At 65.1% G+C, this 21,295-nt stretch carries 20 protein-coding genes; 15 read left to right on the top strand and 5 right to left on the bottom strand.

Annotation, left to right across the window (positions count from 1 at the left end; all coding sequences use genetic code 11):
- The first annotated feature begins 106 nt into the window (after positions 1 to 106).
- From GGD40_RS34240 to GGD40_RS34230, 3 genes are read left to right on the top strand one after another with little or no spacing between them, the layout of a single operon-like run.
- Positions 107 to 1,138, top strand: coding sequence for an iron ABC transporter substrate-binding protein (locus GGD40_RS34240; protein WP_179746703.1), 1,032 nt, complete (start codon positions 107 to 109; stop codon positions 1,136 to 1,138).
- Entirely contained in the window at positions 1,139 to 2,743 is a 1,605-nt protein-coding gene (locus GGD40_RS34235; protein WP_179746702.1) for an ABC transporter permease, read from the top strand.
- 47 nt (positions 2,744 to 2,790) lie between these two features.
- Positions 2,791 to 3,849: an ABC transporter ATP-binding protein gene (locus tag GGD40_RS34230; protein WP_179709148.1), complete on the top strand. Its 1,059-nt coding sequence runs from the start codon at positions 2,791 to 2,793 to the stop codon at positions 3,847 to 3,849.
- On the opposite strand, the gene GGD40_RS34225 is transcribed toward GGD40_RS34230, so the two are convergent.
- A complete protein-coding gene (locus GGD40_RS34225; RefSeq protein WP_179746701.1) occupies positions 3,846 to 4,772 on the bottom strand; it encodes a LysR family transcriptional regulator in 927 nt (308 codons plus the stop codon). The two genes, GGD40_RS34230 and GGD40_RS34225, sit on opposite strands and share 4 nt — an antisense overlap.
- A gap of 103 nt (positions 4,773 to 4,875) precedes the next feature.
- Between GGD40_RS34225 and GGD40_RS34220 the strand changes: the two genes are divergently transcribed.
- Positions 4,876 to 5,796: a DMT family transporter gene (locus GGD40_RS34220; RefSeq protein WP_179746700.1), complete on the top strand. Its 921-nt coding sequence runs from the start codon at positions 4,876 to 4,878 to the stop codon at positions 5,794 to 5,796.
- A gap of 408 nt (positions 5,797 to 6,204) precedes the next feature.
- Positions 6,205 to 8,343, top strand: a complete 2,139-nt coding sequence (locus tag GGD40_RS34215; protein ID WP_179746699.1) for a TonB-dependent receptor — start codon at positions 6,205 to 6,207, stop codon at positions 8,341 to 8,343.
- A 72-nt stretch (positions 8,344 to 8,415) separates the two neighbouring features.
- Here GGD40_RS34215 and GGD40_RS34210 read toward each other — a convergent pair whose 3' ends face one another.
- The 3 genes from GGD40_RS34210 to GGD40_RS34200 all read right to left on the bottom strand — a co-directional run bounded on the left by GGD40_RS34210 (position 8,416) and on the right by GGD40_RS34200 (position 10,500).
- Positions 8,416 to 8,667 carry a Txe/YoeB family addiction module toxin gene (locus GGD40_RS34210; RefSeq protein ID WP_179709151.1) on the bottom strand — a complete coding sequence of 84 codons (252 nt, stop codon included), beginning with the start codon at positions 8,665 to 8,667 and terminating at the stop codon, positions 8,416 to 8,418.
- A 10-nt stretch (positions 8,668 to 8,677) separates the two neighbouring features.
- A complete protein-coding gene (locus GGD40_RS34205; RefSeq protein WP_179709153.1) occupies positions 8,678 to 8,971 on the bottom strand; it encodes a type II toxin-antitoxin system Phd/YefM family antitoxin in 294 nt (97 codons plus the stop codon).
- Between the two features lie 230 nt (positions 8,972 to 9,201).
- A complete protein-coding gene (locus GGD40_RS34200) occupies positions 9,202 to 10,500 on the bottom strand; it encodes an MFS transporter (protein WP_179713846.1) in 1,299 nt (432 codons plus the stop codon).
- Between the two features lie 192 nt (positions 10,501 to 10,692).
- On the opposite strand from GGD40_RS34200, the gene GGD40_RS34195 reads away from it, so the two are divergent.
- Genes GGD40_RS34195 through mdcH form a run of 8 tightly spaced genes read left to right on the top strand, consistent with a single transcriptional unit; the run spans position 10,693 to position 17,837 of the window.
- On the top strand, positions 10,693 to 11,466 hold the full coding sequence (locus GGD40_RS34195; RefSeq protein ID WP_179747149.1) for a GntR family transcriptional regulator: 774 nt from the start codon (positions 10,693 to 10,695) through the stop codon (positions 11,464 to 11,466).
- 8 nt (positions 11,467 to 11,474) lie between these two features.
- The gene (mdcA, locus tag GGD40_RS34190; protein WP_179746698.1) at positions 11,475 to 13,160 is read left to right on the top strand and encodes a malonate decarboxylase subunit alpha; all 1,686 of its coding nucleotides are present in this window, start codon (positions 11,475 to 11,477) and stop codon (positions 13,158 to 13,160) included.
- A 2-nt stretch (positions 13,161 to 13,162) separates the two neighbouring features.
- On the top strand, positions 13,163 to 14,197 hold the full coding sequence (locus GGD40_RS34185; RefSeq protein WP_179746697.1) for a triphosphoribosyl-dephospho-CoA synthase: 1,035 nt from the start codon (positions 13,163 to 13,165) through the stop codon (positions 14,195 to 14,197).
- Positions 14,185 to 14,502 carry a malonate decarboxylase subunit delta gene (locus tag GGD40_RS34180; RefSeq protein WP_179709158.1) on the top strand — a complete coding sequence of 106 codons (318 nt, stop codon included), beginning with the start codon at positions 14,185 to 14,187 and terminating at the stop codon, positions 14,500 to 14,502. Before GGD40_RS34185 ends, GGD40_RS34180 begins: the two co-directional genes overlap by 13 nt.
- Positions 14,499 to 15,383 carry a biotin-independent malonate decarboxylase subunit beta gene (locus GGD40_RS34175; RefSeq protein WP_179746696.1) on the top strand — a complete coding sequence of 295 codons (885 nt, stop codon included), beginning with the start codon at positions 14,499 to 14,501 and terminating at the stop codon, positions 15,381 to 15,383. Before GGD40_RS34180 ends, GGD40_RS34175 begins: the two co-directional genes overlap by 4 nt.
- The gene (gene mdcE / locus GGD40_RS34170; RefSeq protein WP_179746695.1) at positions 15,380 to 16,207 is read left to right on the top strand and encodes a biotin-independent malonate decarboxylase subunit gamma; all 828 of its coding nucleotides are present in this window, start codon (positions 15,380 to 15,382) and stop codon (positions 16,205 to 16,207) included. Before GGD40_RS34175 ends, mdcE begins: the two co-directional genes overlap by 4 nt.
- Entirely contained in the window at positions 16,207 to 16,905 is a 699-nt protein-coding gene (locus GGD40_RS34165; RefSeq protein WP_179746694.1) for a malonate decarboxylase holo-ACP synthase, read from the top strand. The genes mdcE and GGD40_RS34165 overlap by 1 nt, the downstream gene beginning before the upstream one ends.
- A complete protein-coding gene (gene mdcH / locus GGD40_RS34160) occupies positions 16,905 to 17,837 on the top strand; it encodes a malonate decarboxylase subunit epsilon (protein ID WP_179746693.1) in 933 nt (310 codons plus the stop codon). Before GGD40_RS34165 ends, mdcH begins: the two co-directional genes overlap by 1 nt.
- Positions 17,838 to 17,953: 116 nt before the next feature.
- On the opposite strand, the gene GGD40_RS34155 is transcribed toward mdcH, so the two are convergent.
- Positions 17,954 to 18,892 carry a LysR family transcriptional regulator gene (locus GGD40_RS34155; RefSeq protein WP_179746692.1) on the bottom strand — a complete coding sequence of 313 codons (939 nt, stop codon included), beginning with the start codon at positions 18,890 to 18,892 and terminating at the stop codon, positions 17,954 to 17,956.
- A gap of 207 nt (positions 18,893 to 19,099) precedes the next feature.
- Between GGD40_RS34155 and GGD40_RS34150 the strand changes: the two genes are divergently transcribed.
- Complete coding sequence (locus tag GGD40_RS34150) at positions 19,100 to 19,879, top strand: putative hydro-lyase (protein WP_179746691.1); 780 nt, start codon at positions 19,100 to 19,102, stop codon at positions 19,877 to 19,879.
- 114 nt (positions 19,880 to 19,993) lie between these two features.
- Positions 19,994 to 21,295 (top strand): MFS transporter, encoded by a 1,302-nt coding sequence (locus GGD40_RS34145; protein WP_179746690.1) that lies wholly within the window; start codon positions 19,994 to 19,996, stop codon positions 21,293 to 21,295.

Here is a 21,295-nt window from a genome sequence, read left to right as displayed (position 1 = left end):
TGAAGGCCAGGTAGCATGCCGTGCCGGCGGTGGTCCGCCGGCACGGCGAACAAGCAAGCGACGCATCGAAAGATCAACAACAACATCACCAACGGAACACAGGATCATGGCTCAATCATGGTTTGGCACCCGCGTGCGCCTTATCAGCAGCGCAGCAGCGCTCACGCTCGCGGCTTTCGCGACGGTGCCGTCGGCGGCGCAAGCTGCGTCGATCACGGTCTATAACGCGCAGCACGAACAGGTCGTCAACCTGCTCGCCAAAGACTTCGAAAAGCAGTCCGGCATCTCGGTGAAGATCCGCAACGGCGAAGGCCCGGCCATGGCCGCGCAGATCCTCGCGGAAGGCTCGGCCACGCCGGCCGACGTGTACTTCACGGAAAACTCGCCGGAGCTGATGCTGCTCGAAGAGAAAGGCCTGCTGAACAAGGTGGACAGCGCCACGCTCGCCACCGTGCCGGCACGCTTCAGCTCGCCCACGGGCTCATGGGTCGCGGTGACCGCGCGTGAAAACGTGCTGGCCTACAACACCACCAAGCTGCAACCGTCGCAACTGCCGCAATCGCTGTTCGATCTCGCCAAGCCGGAATGGAAGGGCAAGGTCGGTATCGCACCGAGCGACGGCGACTTCCTGCCGCTGGTGAGCGCCGTGCTCGCGCTGAAGGGCGAAGCGCAAACCGTGCAATGGCTCAAGGGCCTGAAAGCCAACGCGCAACTCTTCGACGACGATGAAGGCGTGGTGGCCGCCGTCAATCGCGGCGGTGTCGCGACCGGTCTGATCAACAACTACTACTGGGCTCGCCTGCACGCTGAAATCGGCGACGGCAAGACCCGCAGCGCGATCTATCACTTCGGCAACGGCGACGCCGGTGCGGCGGTGAACGTGTCGGGCGCGGCGGTGTTGAAGTCCGCGCACAACGCGGACGGCGCACAGAAGTTCCTCGCGTATCTGGTCAGCGATCGCGCGCAACAACTGATGGCGAACAGCCATGTGATGTTCGAATATCCGCTGCGCTCGGGTGTCGCGTCGGACCCGATCCTCAAGCCGTTCACCGAACTGAAACCGCCGGCGCTCACCATCGAGCAACTCGGCGACGACAGCCAGGCCGGCAAACTGTTGCGTCAGGCAGGCCTTCTGTAAATGAGCGAAGCCTTGTCAGCCGGTCCACCGGCTGTATCTACCGTCACGGCGCGCGCCCGTTCGCGCGCGCCGCGCGGTTTGTTCGCGGCAGCAGCAATCAGCGCTTTGCTGGTTCTGCTGCCGATTGCGTTTACGTTCTGGCGCGCCGCGAGCTTCGGCGCGGGTGAAGCGGTCGACCTGATCTTCCGCCCGCTGGTCGGCGAACTGCTGGTCAACACCGTGCTGATCACCGTGTCGACCACGCTGGTGTCCGCGGTGCTCGGCACGGCGGCCGCGTGGTTCGTCGAGCGCACGCGTTTGCCGGGCCGTCGCGTGTGGGCCGTGCTCACCGCCGCGCCGCTCGCCATGCCCGCGTTCATTTCGAGCTACGCGTGGGTGTCGTTGAGCCAGGATTTGCAGGACTTCAACGGCGCGCTGCTGGTGCTGACCTGCGGGTATTTCCCGCTCGTCTATCTGCCGGTGGCCGCCGCGCTGCGCAGCATGGACCCGGCGCTCGAAGAAAGCGCGCGCGCGCTCGGCTGCAGCCGCTGGAGCAGCTTCGTGCGGGTGGTGCTGCCGCAACTGCGGCCGGCGCTGCTCGGCGGCATGCTGCTGGTGGCGCTCGGCGTGCTGTCCGAATTCGGCGCGTTCACGCTGCTGCGCTTTCACACCTTCACGACGCAGATCTACGCGGAATTCCGTACCAGTTTCGACGGCGGCGGCGCTTCGCTGCTCGCCTGCCTGCTGATCGTGATCTGCCTGATCGTGCTCGCGTTCGAGTTTCGCGTGCGCGGCGCGGCGCGTTATGAACGCGTCGATCGCGGCACACGTCGCGCGGTGCTGCGCTACGACCTCGGCGCGTGGCGCTGGATCGTCGTCGCCGGCTTCGCGCTGCTGACGATTACCACGCTCGGCGTGCCGCTCGGCATGATCGGCTACTGGCTCACGCAGCCGGGCGCAGCGGCCGTCACACCGGCCGACGTGTCGCCCGAACTGCTGTTCAATGCAACGCTGTCGTCGGTCGGCTTCGGCCTCGCCGCGGCGGCGCTGACCACCTTGCTGGTGATCCCGCTCGCGTTCCTGCTGGTGCGCTACCCGACCCGTTTCGCGACGCTGTTCGAGCGCACCGTGTTTCTCGCGCAAGGCGTGCCGGGTCTGGTGATCGCGCTGGCGATCGTGTCGCTCGCGGTGCATGCGTTGCAACCGCTCTATCAAAGCGCGACGCTGCTGGTGGTCGCCTACGCGATGCTGTTCATGCCCGTCGCGCTGGTCAGCGTGCGCGCCGCCTTCATGCAGGCGCAGCCGCGTCTCGAAGAAACCGCGCGCGCCCTCGGCCTGAGCTGGTCGCAGACGCTATTTCGCGTGGTGCTGCCGCTGGCGGGTCCGGGACTCGGGGCCGCCGCGTCGATGGTATTCATTTCGGTCGTCACCGAGCTGAACGCGACGCTGCTGCTCTCCCCCCTCGACACGCAAACGCTCGCCACCCAGGTCTGGGCCGACACGTCGACCATGGCGTTTGCCGCCGCCGCGCCGTATGCTGCGCTGCTCACCGGCATTTCGCTGTTCGCGTCGGGCCTGCTGTTCGCGCTGCTTGGTAAATCGGCGCTGCTCGGCGAACGCGGCTGATTCAGTGCTGATGCCCATGCTCTACCTGCTTTAATCATCGGATTTTCATGAGCGAACTTCGTATCCGCGGACTGCAAAAATCGTTCGACGGCCACCCGGTGCTGCACGGCATCGATCTCTCGGTCGAGCGCGGCACCCTGCTCGCGCTGCTCGGCCCTTCCGGCAGCGGCAAGACCACGCTGCTGCGGCTGTTGTGCGGCTTCGAACGCGCGGATGGCGGCAGCGTCGAAATCGACGGCCGCAGCGTGGTCGGCGACAACCTGCATGTGCCGTCGGAACAGCGCCGCATTGGGTATGTGCCGCAGGAAGGCGCGCTGTTTCCGCATCTGTCGGTGGCGGACAACATCGTGTTCGGCTTGCCGCGCACGCAACGGCGCGCGCGTCATCGGGTGGCCGAGTTGCTGGAACTGGTCGGCTTGCCGGCGGACTTCGGCACGCGTGCGCCGCAGCAGTTGTCGGGCGGTCAGCAGCAGCGCGTCGCGCTGGCCCGCGCGCTCGCGCCGTCGCCTACGTTGGTGATGCTCGACGAACCGTTTTCCTCGCTCGACGCCGCGTTGCGGCTCGAAACCCGTCAGGCGGTGGCGAGCGCGCTGGCCGCGACCGGCGCCACGGCGGTGCTGGTCACGCACGATCAATCCGAGGCTTTGTCGCTGGGCCATGAGGTCGCGGTGCTGTGGAACGGTCGCCTGATTCAGACGGCGACGCCGCAGACCTTGTACCGGCTGCCGGTCACGCGCGAGCTGGCGTCGTTTGTCGGCGAAGCGGTGTTGCTGCCGGGCATCGTCACGCAGGATCGGGTGAGTTGTGAACTCGGCGATCTGCCGCTGTCCACGCCGATCGGCCAGGGCGCCGTGGACGTGATGGTGCGGCCCGAGCAGATCCGCCTGTTTCGCGACGAAGATCGGCTGGTCAACGACACCCGGGCTTACGACGCTATCGTCACCGAAGTGACGTTCCAGGGCCAGGATGCCGGCGTCGCGCTGCAAATGCAGTCCGGTACACGAACCATGGTGCGCGCCCGCGTGCCCGGCTACCTGTCGCCGCAACCGGGCGAACGCGTGCGGCTGTCGGTGGACGGCGAAGTGACGGCCTACCCGCGCGCCTAAGCCTGCGCCGCGGTCGAACCCTTCGAGCGCGACTGCGAAGGGTTCGGCGTCGGCGACTGCATCTGCGGCCCCAGCGACAAATCCTGCACCATCTGCGCGGCCAGATAATCGCAGGTCGGCCGATCCGATTTGGCGCTGCGGGCCACCACGATTTCCAGCGGCGCGATCTTCGGCAAGCCTTGCGCTTCGCCGAGAATCGCCAGCCGTGACGGCACGCTGCAACGCGTGACCGCGATCACCGACAAGCCCGCGTCCACGGTCGCCACCAGCCCCATCAAACTCGCGCTGCTGAACGCCGCGCGATAGCGGATTCGCGCGCCGTCGAGCGCGGCCAGTGTATGTTGCCGCGCGACACAGCCTGGCTCGTACAGCCCCACCGGTAAGGGCGACGCCGCCAGCACCGGCGTATCCACCGACGCCCCCACCCACACCATCGGCTCGCTGCGCACGAATTCGCCGCGCAGTTTGCGGTCGCGCGTGACGAACGCGAGATCGATCTTGTTGTCCGCCAGCATCGGCGCGAGCGACGTGCTCTGCGCGCAGACAATTTCGATTTCCACATGCGGATACAGCGTCGAAAAACGCCGCAACACCGGCGACAACAGCGACGACACATAGTCGTCCGGCGCGCCGAGCACCACGCGCCCGCTCACCTCGGGCCGCACGATCGCCGACCACGCCTCCTCATGCAAAGCCAGCACGCGCCGCGCGTATTCGAGCAGCGTATTGCCGGGCCGCGTCAGCGACAGATTGCGCGTGTTGCGCGCGAACAGCGTGGTACCGAGCATGGTTTCGAGGCGCTTGATCTGCATGCTGACGGCCGCCTGCGAGCGATGCACGGTCGCCGACGCCTTCGTGAAGCTGCCCGTTTCCACCACCGCGATAAAGGTCCGCAGCAAATCGACGTCGAACTCGGGATGCATGATTTATCAATCCAGCTTATGGAATTGCTCAATTTAATTCGTTTGTCGGTGCCATGCAAGCCGCGTGATACTTGACGGCATCAACTCACGGAGACCCCCTCGCATGTCCCTCACCCAACGTCAACAAGGCGCCATTACGCTGGCCAGCGGCGGGCTTCTGATGGGCACGATCGGTGTCTTCGTCGAGGAAGCGCGGCTCGGTGCGCTAACCCTGGTGTTCTTTCGCTGCCTGTTCGGCTTTCTGTCGCTCGCCGCGTATTGCGCGTGGAAAGGCTTTTTCACGCGCGCGCATTTCACGCGCCGCACCGTCGCGCTGGCGCTGATCTCCGGCGTGCTGATGGTCACGCAGTGGGTCGGCTTCTTCGACGCGATCCATCGCACCAGCATTGCGGTCGCGACCGTGGTGTTTCATGTCCAGCCGTTCTGGGTCGTGCTGATCGGCGCCGCGCTGTTCAACGAGCGCCTCGGCATCGACCGGCTCGGCTGGATCGCGACGGCTTTCGTCGGACTCGTGCTCGCGTCGGGCGTGGCGGCCACGGAGAATCTGCAAGGCCATACGAGCTATCTGATCGGGATCGGCGAAGCGCTCGCGGGCTCCGTGCTCTATGCGAGCGTCACGTTGATCGCCAAAGGGCTCGGCGAGTTGCGCCCGCATCTGCTGACGCTCGCGCAGTGCGCGGTCGGCGTGGTGTGCCTGCCGTTCATCGCGCCGCTCACCGCTGTGCATATCGGTCCGATGCAATGGTTCTGGCTGGTCGGCATGGGCGTGCTGCATACGGGACTCTCGTACGTGCTGATCTACGGCGCGCTGCCGAAGCTGACCACGCCGATCATCGCCGTGCTGCTGTTCGTCTATCCGCTGACCGCGATCGTGGTCGATGCGGTCGTCTACGGACGCGCGCTGTCGATGCCGCAACTCGCGGGCATGGTGTTGATCGTCGTCGCGAGTCTGGGGGTTAATCTCGGCTGGCCGCTGCTGACGTTGTTGCGGCCCGGCGCGCGAGCGCGGCGCCATGCGGATTGAGGCGTCTCACCGCCCTCAGCTTTCGTTTTGCCCAAAAATACCCTGCAAAATGCTGTGTTTTTCCATTCAATTAGCACAGTCGAGAATCGTTCTCGTTTATAATTTCAGGATATTACAAGCCGGACACTGATCCGGCTTCTGCTGCACCTCCCAACCCCACATCGACATGCCATTCCGAGGCAGCCGATGTCACGTCCGCACCCTTCGTGCGCTGACGCACGGCGCCCCGGCCGCTTCAATTCGAACTCATCCGATCGCTTCAGGGGAATTCACCACCTTCGTTTCAATTGACCGACCACACGGCGTTGCGCTTCGCCGTGCGCGTGCGTTTTTGCGTGCGCTTTTGCGTGCGTTTGCGCCGTACCCCAAATCGATAACTCCACCGATCCACACTCGAAGAACGTCATCATGAACGTCAAAAAGAAGACTTACCGCGCGCTGCTGCTCGCGACCTCGCTTGCCAGCGCCCGGCCTTTGTTGGCTCAAGAAGCCGCGCCCGTCGCCAGCCCGGCCGACAACACGCTGCCCGCGATCGCCGTCAAGGCCGCCGCCGACCGCTCGTACGACAGCAGCACGTCGAACACCGCGACGAAGATGAACATGTCGCTGATGGACGTGCCGCAAACCGTCAACGTCGTGCCGCGCGCGCTGCTCGACGAGCAGAACGCGACCTCGTTGCAGGACGCGTTGCGCAACGTGCCAGGCATTGGCTTTTCCGTCGGCGACGGCCAGCGCGACCAGATCACATTGCGCGGCTTCAACAACATCACCGATCAATACGTCGACGGTATTCGCGACGATGCGCTCTACTACCGCGACCTGTCGAACGTGGAACGCGTCGACGTGCTGAAGGGACCCGCCGCCGTGCTCTATGGACGCGGCTCGGCCGGCGGCCTGATCAATCGCGTGTTGAAGAAGCCGAGCGCGAACCCCGAGCAGTCGGTCGGCGTGACACTCGGCACCGAAGGCGAACGGCGCGGTGAATTCGACCTCGGCTGGAATGCGAACGACGCCGCGCGTTTTCGCATCACCGGTGCGGCCGAAAACTCGAACAGCTTTCGCGACCAGTTCCAGTTGAATCGTCAGGCCGTGGCGCCCTCGGTGCAATTCCGGATCGATAAAGACACGACCCTCAACCTCGAAGCCGACTATCTGCACGATCGCCGCACCTCCGATCAGGGCTTGCCCGCCTATCTCGGCCGCCCGGTCAACGTGCCGATCAACACGTATTACGGCTCGGCGAATGCGGCGAGCACGTCGTATAACGATGTCGACGCAAAGAGCGCGACCGCGTCGCTCGATCATCGCTTCAACGATTCGTTGTCGCTGCACACCGCCGTGCGCGCGTACGACTTCTCGCTCGAACGCAAAAACTACGTCACGTATGAGCCGATCAAGACCGCGTTGAATCCGGTCGTGACGCTCGATCAAAGCACCCGCTTCCGCCAGGATCACGGCGTGGACGGGCTCTTCGAGCTGACGCAGAAAACCACGCTGTTCGGCATGAAGCATGAGTTGCTGTATGGCGTCGAGCTCTCGCAGCAGCAGAAGTTCGACACGATCTACTCGACCACCAAGGTCGCCACCTACAACCTGTATAACCCGCAGTTGGTGAATCTGCCGGGCGTGACGCCGGGCGTACCGGCCAAGACGAACGCGGCGACGGTGTTGGGGCTGGCCGGCGTCTACGCGCAGGACCTGATCTCGCTGACCGAGCACTGGAAGATTCTCGCCGGCCTGCGCTTCGACTATCTGACGCAGACGCGCAACGACTACACGTCGGCGCACGTCAATCTGGACCGCACGGATCGCGCGTGGAGTCCGCGCGTCGGTTTGATTTACGAGCCGCTCGACTGGGTATCGCTGTACGCGTCGTATAGCCAGTCGTTCTCGCCGCTCGCCGATACGCTGATCAGCAGCGGCGCGTTCGCGAACGGTTCGGCGCTCGCGCCGCAAAAGACCACCGCCTTCGAAGTCGGCTCGAAATTCGACCTGGGTCGCGCGAGCGCGAGCGTCGCGCTGTTCGATATGAAGCAGACCAATCAGCAGATCGCCGATCCGGCCAACCCGACCTACGCGCTGCCGATCGGCACGCAGCACACGCGCGGCCTGGAACTGTCGATGACGGGCGAAATCGCGCCGAAGTGGTCCGTCTACGCGGGCTACGCGTACCTGAACGGCAATGTGGATGGCTCGCCGCAAGCGAGTTCGGCCGGGCTGCTGCTGAACCAGAACACGCCGGGGCTGATGCCGCGTCACAGCGCGAGCGTGTGGATCAAGCGCGATCTGAAGTACGGTTTCTATGCGGCGGGCGGCGCGCAATTCCAGTCGGCGCGATATACGTCGGCTAGCGACGCGGTGACGTTGCCGTCGTTCGTGACCTTCGATCTCGGCGCGGGTTATCACGGCAAGAACGTCGACGTGGCGTTGACGCTGGATAACCTGTTCGACCGCAAGTACTTCATCGCGGCGCACGGCAATGCGGATATGTACAACATGCCGGGCGCGCCGCGCACGCTGACGGCGTCAGTGAGGTGGAAGATGTAAGGGGGTCGGCGCGCTGGACGCGCCGAGGGTGGGAATGAAAAAACCAGCGCTTCGGGAGAGGCGCTGGTTTTTTTAATCGTCGTAGTGGAAGCGGCAGGCGATCACATGAATCCTGCCGTCACGCGGAAAATAGACAAGACGATCGGCAAGCGTAATGCGGCGCGACCAGAACCCGCTGAAACTGCCGACCAGCGGCTCCGGTTTGCCGGTGCCTCGATACGGATCGCGCCGGCATTCCTCCAGCAGGGTATTGATCTTTCGCAGGACCTTCCGATCGTTTTCCTGCCAGTACAGATAGTCGTCCCACGCGTTGTCGGTAAACATAAAAACGCTGTCAGCCTTGGCGGCCTCCTCGTTGCGGCTTCTCTTCTGGTTCATCGGTCAGCAGTTCGCGCGCAGTCGCACCGCCGGCATTCAATTGCGCGATAGACCTGGCGAGTCGCTGGGCGTTCTTCGATGAACTCAACAGATACAAGGTCTCCTGCATCGCATTGAAATCTTCGAGCGAAACCATGACCACATTTTCGCCACCCTGTCGCGTGATCAGCATGGGTATGTGATCGCGACAGACGTCGTCCATCGCTTGCTTAAAGCCGGCGCGTGCCTCGCTGTAAGTAAGGACGTTCATTAGCATCTCGACCTGAGAGGTTGCCCCCGGTCGCTCCTGTCAAAAATTAGAGACGATTTCACCGCCGGATGAGCTGCCTGGGCGACGGGACGCTCAGTAAGCCGCCCGCAATCATTGTACAGAACACTGTACTTAACCATCAACCCCAAACAGCGGAGAAATTCGTCGTCTAACGGATAGAGAGGATGCTCGTTTGCGGCCTCACGCGCCACTCGGCCAAACGGCCTATCTCACTGCGGCAACACCTCCCCCTTCGTCTCCGGCGCGAACGGAATGATGAACAGTCCGATCACGAACGCGAGCGCCGTCAACGCCACCGGCACGCCGAGCGTATGCATATGCAGCACTGCCGCGCCGAGCAGAAAGTTGACCCCGGCCCCGACAAAACGCCCGAACGACGTGCAGAACGCGAACGCTGTAGCCCGCACACGGGTTTCGAATTGCTCCGGCAGCCACAAGCTGAACAACGCAAAATTACCGCCGAAGAAACCCAGCACGAAAAGCCACGCAATAAACGGCGCGAGTCCGTTTGGCAGATAGAAGGCCCAACCGAAACTGCCGACGATCGCGATCGCCATCCCCGCGAAATACACCGCCAGCGTCTTCTTGCGACCGATCCGTTCGGCCATCGGCGGCAACGCGAGACAGCCGAGAATCGTCGCGATAGACAGCAGCCCCGTGGCGAGCGAAGCGGTTCTGATCGCGTCGTTCTTCGCCATGCCGGCCTTGGTCGCCAGTTGAATCACCGCGGACGGCTCATACACCGCACCGGCCCACAAACCGATAATCGCGATCGTCAGCAGAATGCACGCCACCCACGTGCGACGCCGATACGCCGGCCCCATGATTTCGCGCAGCGGACTGGTGCGCACGGCGCTGGCTTCGGCCTTCTGCCACTTGTCCGTTTCCTTCACGCGCAGCAACACCAGAATCGCGACCACCACCGGCACCGCGCCGGTCAGGAACATCACGCGCCAGCCGTAGTGCACGCCGACCGTGTAGTTGAGCGCGGCCGCAAGGAAGAACCCCGCGTAATAGCCCGTCTGCAGATAACCGGCGCCCATCTTGCGGCGATCTTCCGGCCAGGATTCCGCCACATAGGTGCCGGCCAGCGCCCACTCGCCGCCAATACCCACCCCCGCGATAAAGCGGTAGATACCCAGTTCCCACACGTTATGCGACGTCGCGGCCAGCCCGGTAAAGATCGCGAACGTGAAGATCGTGCCGGCCAGCACCTTGGTGCGGCCAAAGCGATCCGCCAGCGGCCCCCAGATGAACGACAGGCCCCAGCCGACCAGAAACAGCGCGAACAAAATCGACCCGGCGAGGCCGACGTTCGCCGGCGTGGCCGCGTAACCGGAACGCGGCAACAACTCGGTCAAGGCCGGCGTCAGCACGAGCGCGTAGATGAACGAGTCCATGCCGTCGAGCGTCCAGCCTGCCCACGCGCCCCAAAAACCAGCGATCTGCGAACGATTGAGCGGCGTGCGCCGCCGCGTGACCGACGTGCGGTCGGTTAGTGAATTCATCATGCTCCTCCGGCCCTGCAGTTGACGTACGAGTTGGCGCCCATAAAGGGAATCGACGAAACGGCGTGCGACGGCTTGAACGAACCGCGCCGTCCTCATACAACAAAGAGGAACGGTCCGCGGCGAGCCGGAAAAAACTTTCCGGGTTTGTCCGTCTATAAATGCGCTTTTTTATATATAATATTCAATATTATGAGTGACGCAATAGATGGTTTTCCCCTGGACGCCTCCGCGCGCAGCCCGCTTTTACCGGCGGCGGCGCCCCGTGAGAGCACGTCCCGCGTGATCGCGGAGGCGCTGCGCGCCGCGATTGTCGACGGCACGCTAGCGCCTGGCGCGCCGCTGCGCCAGGACGCGATCGCGCGGCATTTCTCGGTCAGCGCAATTCCCGTGCGCGAGGCCTTGCGCCTGCTCGAAACCGACGGCTGGGCGAAAGCCGCCGTGCACAAAGGCGCGACCGTCGCGCCGTTGTCGGCGGATGAAGCGCGCGAAATCTACGAGATCCGTTCGGCGCTGGAGAGCCTGGCCATCGGCCTCGCTATTCCCCATCACACGGCCGCCACGCTGCGCGAATCCGCGAGGCTGTGCCGCGCCGCCGAACGCGAGCCGGACCCGTCGCTGTACGTGACGCGCAATGTCGCGTTCCATATGAGCCTGTATGCGCCCGCCGCCCGTCCGCAACTCGAGGACATGATCGGCACGCTGCATCGGCGCGGCGAACGCTATCTGCGGCTGAAGCTGGACTTGCCGTCGCGCAAGGGCGAATCGGACAATGAACACACCGCCCTGCTCGACGCCGTGCAGCGCCGCGATATTCCCGCCGCGCAGGCACAGGTCGTCGCGCATCTGCTCGGTACCGGCGACCTGCTCCACCGTTTTCTGACCGAACGCGCGCAGGCCGAAGCCGCGCTCGCAAATCAACCCAAGCCGCGCGGCCGACGCCCGCGTCTTGCCACCGGGAGTTGACTGAGCCGATGAACCGACCTGCCGAAATCACTGCTGCTTCAACTGCTGCATCGCCGCCTGCCACGCGCTCGTGGACCACGCGCCGCGATGAAAAGAACCGTCGCCTCGCGGCCATCGCGCCCTGGCTGAAAGACGGCGTGCTGCCCACCGACCGCATCGTCGATGCGCTCGAAACGCTGATCCGACCCGGCGACCGCGTCGCGCTGGAAGGCGACAACCAGAAGCAGGCCGACTTTCTGTCACGCTCGTTTGCCCAGGTCGATCCGCAAAAAATTCACGACGTGCATCTGCTGATTTCGAGCATTGGGCGCCCTGAGCATCTGACGCTGTTCGAGCGCGGCATCGCGCACAAGGTCGACTTCTCGTTCGCCGGTCCGCAAAGTCTGCGGGTCGCGCAACTGCTCGAAGACGGCCAGCTCGAGATCGGCTCGATCTACACCTACGTCGAGTTGTACGCGCGCATGTTCGTGGATCTGACGCCGCACGTCGCGCTGCTGTGCGCGGAAAAGGCCGACCGTCACGGCAATCTGTACACCGGCGCGAATACCGAAGACACCCCCACCATCGCCGAGGCCGCCGCGTTCCGGCATGGCATCGTGATCGTGCAGGTCAACGAGATCGTCGACGAATTGCCGCGCGTCGACATTCCCGGTTCGTGGATCGACGTGGTCGTGCAGGCCGACCGGCCGTTCGCCGTCGAGCCCTTGTTCACGCGCGATCCGCGTCATATCGGCGACCTGCAGGTGCTGACCGCGATGATGGTGATTCGCGGCATCTACGAACCGTATGGCGTGACGTCGCTGAATCACGGCATCGGCTTCGACACCGCCGCGATCGAATTGCTGCTGCCCACGTATGGCGAAGCGCTCGGTCTGAAGGGCAAGATCTGCCGCAACTGGACGCTCAATCCGCATCCCACCATGATTCCGGCGATCGAATCGGGTTGGGTCGACAGCATCCATTGCTTCGGCAGCGAGGTCGGCATGGAGGCGTATATCGAAGCGCGTCCCGACGTGTTCTTCACCGGCAACGACGGCAGCCTGCGCTCGAACCGTGTGCTGTGCCAACTGGCCGGGCAATACGGCGTGGATCTGTTTATCGGCTCGACCTTGCAGATCGATGCGGACGCGAATTCGTCGACCGTCACGCGCGGCCGTCTGGCCGGTTTCGGCGGCGCGCCGAATATGGGCCACGATCCACGCGGCCGGCGTCATTCGAGCGAAGCCTGGCTCAAGCTGCTGAAAGATCAGGGCCCGGTGTCGCGCGGCCAGAAGCTGGTCGTGCAAATGGCCGAGACGTACAAGAAAGGCGGCGAGCCCACCTTCGTCGATGAACTCGACGCGGTCGCGGTCGGCGCGAAAAGCGGCATGCCGATCGCGCCGGTGATGATCTACGGCGACGACGTCAGCCATGTGGTCACCGAGGAAGGCATCGCACATCTGCACAAAGCCGAAGGCATCGACGAACGGCGCGCGGCGATTGCCGCCGTGGCCGGCGTCACGCCGATCGGGCTGCGCGCGAAGCCGGAGAAGACGGCGGAGTTGCGCCGGCGCGGCATCGTCGCGTATCCCGAAGACCTCGGCATTCGGCGCGGCGAAGCGAAGCGCTCGCTGCTGGCGGCGCGCAGCATCGACGATCTGGTGACGTGGTCGGGCGGTCTGTACACGCCGCCGGCACGCTTCAGGAGCTGGTAAGCATGGCGCCCGCTGCGTTGTTGAAGCGTGTCGAGCGGTCGTCCGCGCGGGTTGCCGTGCGGGAACGCGCCGAGCATGAATTCGCGCCTGCCGCGCGGTTCGGATGCGTCGACGTATCGTCCACGCCCGCCGCACGTGCCGATTCGCGCGCCGCGTTGGTCCACGCATTACCTTCCGATGCGCAACTCGCACGCTACGCGGTCGCCGCGCTGATCGACGAGGTGCAGCTCACGCCCAAGCCCGCGCTGGTCGATCAGCGCGGCAGCGGCGCGCATCGCGACCTCGATCTCGCGCTCATGCTGCGCTCGGCGCACTCGCTCGAACCGACCTTCGCGGCGCTCGCGCACGCGGCGCGCCGTCGCGGCGAGCCGTCCGCGTTGTTGCGCGCCGAGCTGGCGCAAATCGGCCGTAGCGGCGAGCAGGACATGCTGTGGGCCACCGGCGGCAGCAACGCGCATCGCGGCGCGATCTGGATCGTCGGCCTGCTGGTTGCGGGCGCAACGATGACGATCAGCGGCGGCGAAGCGAACCGGCCGCAAGCCTCGCAAATCTGCGCCTATGCCGCGCAAATCGCCTGCTTTCCGGACCGCTTCGCCGCGCCCTCCGACAGTCACGGCGAACGCGCACGCCAGCGCTACCAGGTGGGCGGCGCGCGCCGCGAAGCGCAGGACGGTTTCCCGCATGTGATCGACGTCGGCCTGCCTGCCTTGCTCGCGGCGCGCGCGCAAGGCGTCGACGAAAACGCCGCGCGCGTCGACGCACTGCTCGCGATCATGGCCTCGCTCGACGACACCTGCCTGCTGCATCGCGCGGGTCTGCCGGGTTTGCACGCCGGCCAGCATGGCGCGCAACGCGTGCTAAACGCCGGCGGCAGTTCCACGCCCACCGGCCGCGCCGCCCTCGCGGCGCTAGAACACGAATTGTTGTCGCTTAACGCATCGCCCGGCGGCGCAGCCGATCTGCTCGCCGCCACCCTTTTTCTCGACATGCTGGCGCATCACGACGCCGGCGGGAGCCCGGACTCATGGAACATCTGACCTTCGACTATCCGGCGCAACGCGCCGTCACGACCCGCGCGCATGTCGGCGTGGTGGGTTCGGGCGATCTGGAAGTGCTGCTGGCGCCCGCCGATTCCTCTGCGGCCGCGCTGAGCGCGCATGTGGTCGTGCGCACTAGCGTCGACGGCTACAGCCACATCTGGAAAAGCGTGCTCGACCGCTTCTTCACCCGCTACGACGGCGCCGCGCAAATCGAAATCAACGACTTCGGCGCGACGCCCGGCGTGGTCGCGTTAAGACTGGCGGAAGCCGTCGAAGCCGCTGAAGAAGGAGACGCCGCATGAACACCGACGCGAATCTTCAAGCCGCGCCGATGTTGCGCGACAGTTTCATCGAACTGCCGGCGCGCGAGCGCGCGCGCTCGCTGCTGGATGCCGGCAGTTTCCGCGAACTGCTCGGCCCGTTCGACCGGATCGAATCGCCGTGGCTGCCGCTGCAAGGCGTCGTCTGCCAGGCCGACGACGGCTGCGTGATCGCGCGCGGCACCATCGACGGCGAGCCCGCCGTGGTCGCCGCGATCGAGTCCGCGTTCCAGGGCGGCAGCATCGGCGAAGTGTCGGGCAGCAAGATCGCCGCCGCGCTCGAACTGGCGCTGCGCGATTGCGAGCGCGGCAAGATCGTGCGCCCGGTCGTGCTGTTCGAAACCGGCGGCGTGCGGCTTCAGGAAGCCAATCTCGGCCTCGCGGTGATCGCTGAAATGCAGGCCGCGATCGTCGCGTTGCGCCGGCATGTGCCGGTGGTCGGCGTGATCGCGGGCATGGTCGGCTGCTTCGGCGGTATGTCGCTCGCGGCGTCGCTGTGTTCGTATCTGGTCGTCACGAAGCAAGGGCGGCTTGGCATGAACGGCCCCGAAGTGATCGAACAGGAAGCCGGCATCGACGAACTCGATGCGAGCGATCGCCGCCGCGTGTGGCAACTGATCGGCGGTGAGCAACGCGCGGCGACCGCGCTCGCCGATCGACTGGTCGACGACGACGCCGACGCCGTGCGCGCCGCCGTGCGTGCCGCGTTCGTTCAAGGCGTGCCGGCCGCGCATCGCAGCGAACAGGTCGACCTGTTTCTGAACCGCCTCGCGCAAATCGATCCCGCCAGCGTCACGCCGGAAAGCATGCGCGAGGTCTTCAACCATCACGCCGGGACTGATCCGCGCAAGGAGCAAGCATGAGCGATACGACACTCACCCCGTTGAGCCGCGGCGCGCGCTGGTTCCATGCGCTGGCCGGCGAACCGTCCAGTGCCGCGCCCGTGTGGAGCGGCGACGCGTCGCTCGGCGGCGAGACCGCGCGCTTCGTGACCGTCGTGCCCGATCCCGCCAACCGCTTCCCGCGCGCGACGGATAACGTGGTCGGTCTCGAACAGGGCTGGCTGCTCGCACGCGCCGTGCGCGAAGCGATCGCGCAAGATACGGCGAGCGGTACGCGCCGCCCGATCGTCGCGATCGTCGACGTGAAAAGCCAGGCGTATGGCTATCGCGAAGAAATGCTCGGCATTCAGCTCGCCTGCGCGGCCGGTGTCGATGCGTACGCAACGGCTCGCGACGCGGGGCATCCCGTGGTTGCGCTGATTGTCGGGCCGGCCATGTCGGGCGCGTTTCTCGCGCACGGCTATCAGGCCAACCGCATCGTCGCGCTCGACGCGCCCGGCACGATGGTCCACGCGATGGGCAAGGAAGCGGCCGCGCGCGTCACGCGCCGTACCGTCGAAGAGCTCGACAAGCTCGGCGAAACCATCGTGCCGATGTCGTATTCGATGGCGTCGTTCGCGAAACTCGGCCTGCTCGATCAACTGATCGACGGCGTCGATGCCGATGCGCCGGACGCCGCGCAAATCGAACACGTGCGCCAGGTGCTGACCGAACAGATTCGTAGCGCGCGCAACGATCGAAGCAAGGGCCTGTCGCATCGGCTGGAATCGGCGGCGGCGCAGAAGAATCGCGCGGCGTCGATCGAAGTGCGCCGGCGTCTCGCCGAACAATGGGATGCCGTCTGATGCAGACGTGCGCGGCCCCGCCGTTCGTCATCGAGCACGCGTTGTCGTGGGATATGCGATGGCAGCCGCACGATCTGTTGCGTCTGCGCCATCTGCAGAGTGTCGACGATGAACCGCCGTGGGTCCGTGAGGCGTTCGCACGCGCGCCGTTTGCGGTCGTGAGACGAGCGCTGGCCGCTGACGGCTTCGTCGCAATCGGTGTACGGGGTGTGGGACGCGCGCAGCGTTATGGCACGTGGGCGCGCGTCGCCGACATCGAAACGGCGGTGCCGCCGGAGGCGCTTGCGCAATCTAAACCGCTTCCGAGGCGCGTTGATCTGGCTGCTTTCGCCGCGCTCGCCGCGTTACAAAGCGATGTGGCGGGTCCGCTGCACGGATTCGTCTGGGGCCCGACGGGTAGCGCCGGGTTTGAACTGGCGACCCAGGTGCCCACCGTGACCGCATCGAGCGATCTCGACCTGCTGATCCGCACGCCGGAATCGCTCACGCGAGACCACGCGCTTGCGTTACTGAACCAGTTGCAAATGCACGCAAAAAGCGCCGGCATTCGCGTGGATGCGCAACTCGAAACGCCCGCTGGCGGTGTCGCGCTAGCCGAATGGGCAACCGACAAACCCCGCGTGATGGCACGTAATGCGAGCGGTCCGCAACTGATCGCCGATCCGTGGAGCGTCACTCACCGCGGCGAGCTCGCCTGATGCTGGCGTTGATCTTCCCCGGCCAGGGCGCGCAAACCGACGGATTTCTGCACCGTCTGCCGCCGCATCGCGCGGTACGCGACACGATCGATGAAGCCTCTCACGTGCTCGATGCCGACGTGCTGACACTCGACACGCCGGACGCATTGCGTTCGACAGTCGCCGTGCAGATCGGCTTGACGATCGCGGGCGTGGCCGTCACCCGTGCGTTAGCCGCCGAACAACTCGCCCCTGAAATCAGCGCGGGGTTGTCGGTCGGCGCTTATGCGGCAGCGGTGAGTTGTGGCGCGGTGCGCTTCGACGACGCGTTGAAGATGGTGCGACGGCGCGCCGAATTGATGGAAACGGCGTACCCGTCAGGCTATGGTCTCGCGGCGATATCGGGCTTGACCGAGCATCAACTGGAAACACTCGCCGCGCGGCACGCGGATGAAGCGCAACAACGCGTGTATATCGGCAACGTCAACGCGCCGCGCCAGATCGTGATGGCCGGCGCGAACGACGCGCTGGACCGGTTCATTGAACGCGCGCTGGCGGCAGGCGCGCGCAAAGCCACGCGACTCGCGGTGAGCGTGCCGTCGCATTGCGAGTTGCTCGCCCATGCTACGGATGAACTGGTGGCCTACGCACTGCAGGTGCCGTTTCACGCGCCGCGCAGCACTTACATCGGCAATCGCGGCGCGCGTTCCCTGCATACTGCAGACGCCATCCGCGACGATCTCGCGACCAATATGCGCCACACCGTGCGCTGGTTCGACGCGCTGACCGTGATGCAGGAAATGGGCGCCCGCGTACTGATCGAAGCGCCGCCTGGGCAGGTATCGACGGATATCGTGCGTGAGTACTTTCCGGATAGCGCAGCGCTTGCGGCAAGCGGCTTTTCATTCGAGCGACTGGTGGCGACCGCGCGGCGTCGGATGGAAACGCGTTGAGTCGAGCGTGGACATTGTCACGCTGCCTCGCGCCTTAAGTCGCAGCTTAAGCCGCACGTTCAGTCGCACGCTCAGTCGCAGGTGACGCATGCGCGCCGCCGCTACCCTCCCTTGCTTCACCGCTTCTCGATCAACTGCCGCCCCATCGCCTTCGCGTACCGATCGCACGCGCTGCGTGCCACCCGTGACGCCGCCAGCACGCCGACATCCGCATCGTCGCGGTAATACATCGCCACGTTGATCGGCGGCGGCAACGGGCGCACCTGCAACTGCGCCAGCTCGCCGCTGCTCAGGTAAGGCTCGACGAACAGCGCCGGCACCGCGGCAATTCCATAGCCGTCGCGCAACAGCTTCACGATCACGGCCACCGACGGCATGCACGTCACCTGCGTCTCGGCAAGCGGCACCCCGGCCCGCTTCGCGAGCGTCTGCACGATCGCTTCGACCGCGAGTTGCGGCGCCGTGCCGCGACCGAACGTCAACACCGGTTTGCTCAACAGCGTCTGAACGTGTTTCGCGCGGCCGGCCGGAATCAGGTCGCGACGTGCGATCCAGCGCACCGGGTAGCTCGCCAGCAACGCCGACACGATCGACGTTTCGTGCTCGGCGGTTTCCTCCACCTGAATGACCAGATCCAGTTCGCCCGCCCGCAGTCGCGGCCCGAGCACCGCGCTCGAATCGACGGTAAGGTCCACGACGATACGGTGATACTCCGCGTTCAGCATCCGTATGTAGTCCGGCAGCCAGCTATGCACCACCGTTTCGATAACGCCAAGCCGCAGCCGCGTGGCCAATTGCGTTTCGTCCTGCGCGGCCAGTTGCAGCGAGCGCGTGGCCTGTACCACGGAGCGCGCATGCGCGAGCAGCCGCTCGCCGTTCGCCGTGAGCTGAAACTCCGCCGCCTCGCGTTCGATCAGCTCGACACCCAGTTCGGCTTCCAGCGTCTTGATACGCAGTGAGATCGCCGCGGGCGTGGCGTGCATCGCTGCCGCGGTCGCGCGAAAACTGCCCAGCCGCGCAAGCGTCAGAAACGTTTCGACGAAGCGGGTATTCATTGCGGACGCTCTCCAGTTAGCGACGAATGGCACGCGATCATCGCCGCAAACGCGCCGCGAGTCATCCCGATGGCGTTAAGTTTAATTTAACGAAACGCAATAAAAACTCGCTGGAAGGATATTTTTGACGTTACTAATCTGGCTCCATCGCGGGTCCATTTCATCGGGCCGCATTGGCGATGTCATCGATCTGGAGCCAGCACGTCCATGCCTTACACCCCATCCGAGTTTCGTCAGCAGATTCGCACGCGGCGCCTGTCCGGTCCGACCGCCGGCTATTGCGGCGACTACGCGCAAGCCAATCTCGCGATTCTGCCGAGCGAGTACGCGGGCGACTTCCTGCGCTTCTGCACGCTCAACCCGAAAGCGTGTCCGCTGCTCGGCATCGGCGAACCGGGCGACTGGCGTGTGCCCGCGCTCGGCGCCGATCTGGATATCCGCAACGACGTACCCGCGTTTTACGTGTACCGCCACGGCGAACGCGCCGAGGAAGTCCGCAGCCTCGACGAATTGTGGCGCGATGATCTGGTGGTGTTTGCGATCGGCTGCTCGTTCTCCTTCGAAGAAATGCTGCGCCGCGAAGGCATCGCGCTGCGCCACATCGAACAACAGGTCAACGTGCCGATGTATCGCACGCGCGAACGCAACGTGCCGGCCGGCGGGTTCGGCGGCAACCGCGTCGTCTCGATGCGGCCGATGAAAGCCGCCGACGCGATCCGCGCGATCCAGATCACCAGCCGCTTTCCCGCCGTGCACGGCGCGCCGGTTCATATCGGCGACCCGTCGCTGATCGGTATTCGCGATCTGGCACGGCCCGATTTCGGCGACGCGGTCGACGTGCGCAGCGATGAATTGCCGGTGTTCTGGGCTTGCGGTGTGACGCCGCAAGTCGCGATCGAAAGCGCGCGTTTGCCGTTTGCGATCGCGCACAAGCCGGGGCACATGCTCGTGACCGACATTCCGAACACTTCGCTCGCGGTGCTGTAAACGCGGCGTTTTTATTCGCCTCATCAGCCTCAGCCCTCATCGGCCTCACCACCTCAACCCGAAGCCGCACGCCAGCACAACGCTACGGCCCACCACGACGACCGGAGTTCAAGCATGGAAACCGAAGCGCAGTTGACCGCAGACGCCGAGCGCTACGACGCATCCGGCACAGGGAAAGGCCCGTTCGCGTGGTATCGGCAGACCTCCGCGAGCGAGAAGCGCGCGTTCTGGAGCTGCAAGATCGGCTACGTGCTCGACGCGATGGACACGCAGTTCCTCAGCTTCGTGATACCAACGCTGATCGCGACGTGGGGCATCACACGCGGCGACGCCGGCCTGATCGGCACGGTCACGCTATTGAGCTCCGCGGTGGGCGGCTGGGCGGCGGGCGTGCTGTCGGATCGCATCGGCCGGGTGAAGACCTTGCAGATCACGATTCTCTGGTTCGCGGTTTTCACGCTGGCTTGCGCGCTGGCGCAGAATTTCTCCCAGTTGCTGTGGGCGCGCGGCTTGATGGGGCTCGGCTTCGGCGGCGAATGGACGGCGGGCGCCGTGCTGATCGGCGAGGTGATCCGCGCGCGCGACCGCGGCAAGGCGGTGGGTCTCGTGCAGGCCGGCTGGGCAATCGGCTGGGGCATCGCGACGCTGCTGTTCATGGCCGTCTTCTCGCTGGTGCCCGCCGACTACGCGTGGCGTGTGCTGTTCGCGATCGGCATTGCGCCGGCGCCGTTCGTCATCTGGATTCGCCGCTTCGTCGACGAGCCGGAAGTGCATCAGCGGCAGAAAGCAGCGCAGGCCGCCACGCAAACACGGGCCTCGTTGCTCGATATCTTTCGCGGCGAGATCGTCTGGACGACGCTGCGTGCGTCGATCCTCGCGACCGGCGTGCAAGGCGGTTACTACGCGGTCACCACCTGGCTGCCGACGTATCTGAAAACCGAACGGCATCTGAGCGTGATCGGCACCGGCAGCTATCTCGGCGTGGTGATCGTCGGCTCGTATTGCGGCTATCTGACGGGCGCGTATGTCAGCGACCGGTTCGGCCGCAAGCGTGCGTTCATCGGATTTGCGCTGGCGTCTTGCGCGATTGCTCTGCTTTACACGCAACTGCCGCTCGATAATCTGTCGATGCTCGTGCTCGGCTTTCCGCTAGGGTTTTGCGCATCGGGCATTTTCTCGGGCATGGGCGCCTTTCTCACCGAGCTGTTTCCCACGCGGATTCGCGGCTCCGGCCAGGGGTTTTGCTACAACGTCGGCCGGGCGGTCGGCGCGACCTTTCCGTTTTTGATCGGCTACGTATCGCAAACCATGACGCTCGGCCATGCGATCGGTGTGTTCGCCGCGGCGGCGTACGGCGTCGTGATTCTTGCTGCGTTGACGTTGCCTGAGACCAAAGGGCGGGAGCTTAGCGCTTGA

Source organism: Paraburkholderia bryophila, from assembly GCF_013409255.1.
Lineage (GTDB): Bacteria > Pseudomonadota > Gammaproteobacteria > Burkholderiales > Burkholderiaceae > Paraburkholderia.
Note: the sequence above shows the minus strand (reverse complement) of the source record. Positions and strands in the feature narration are given on the sequence as shown.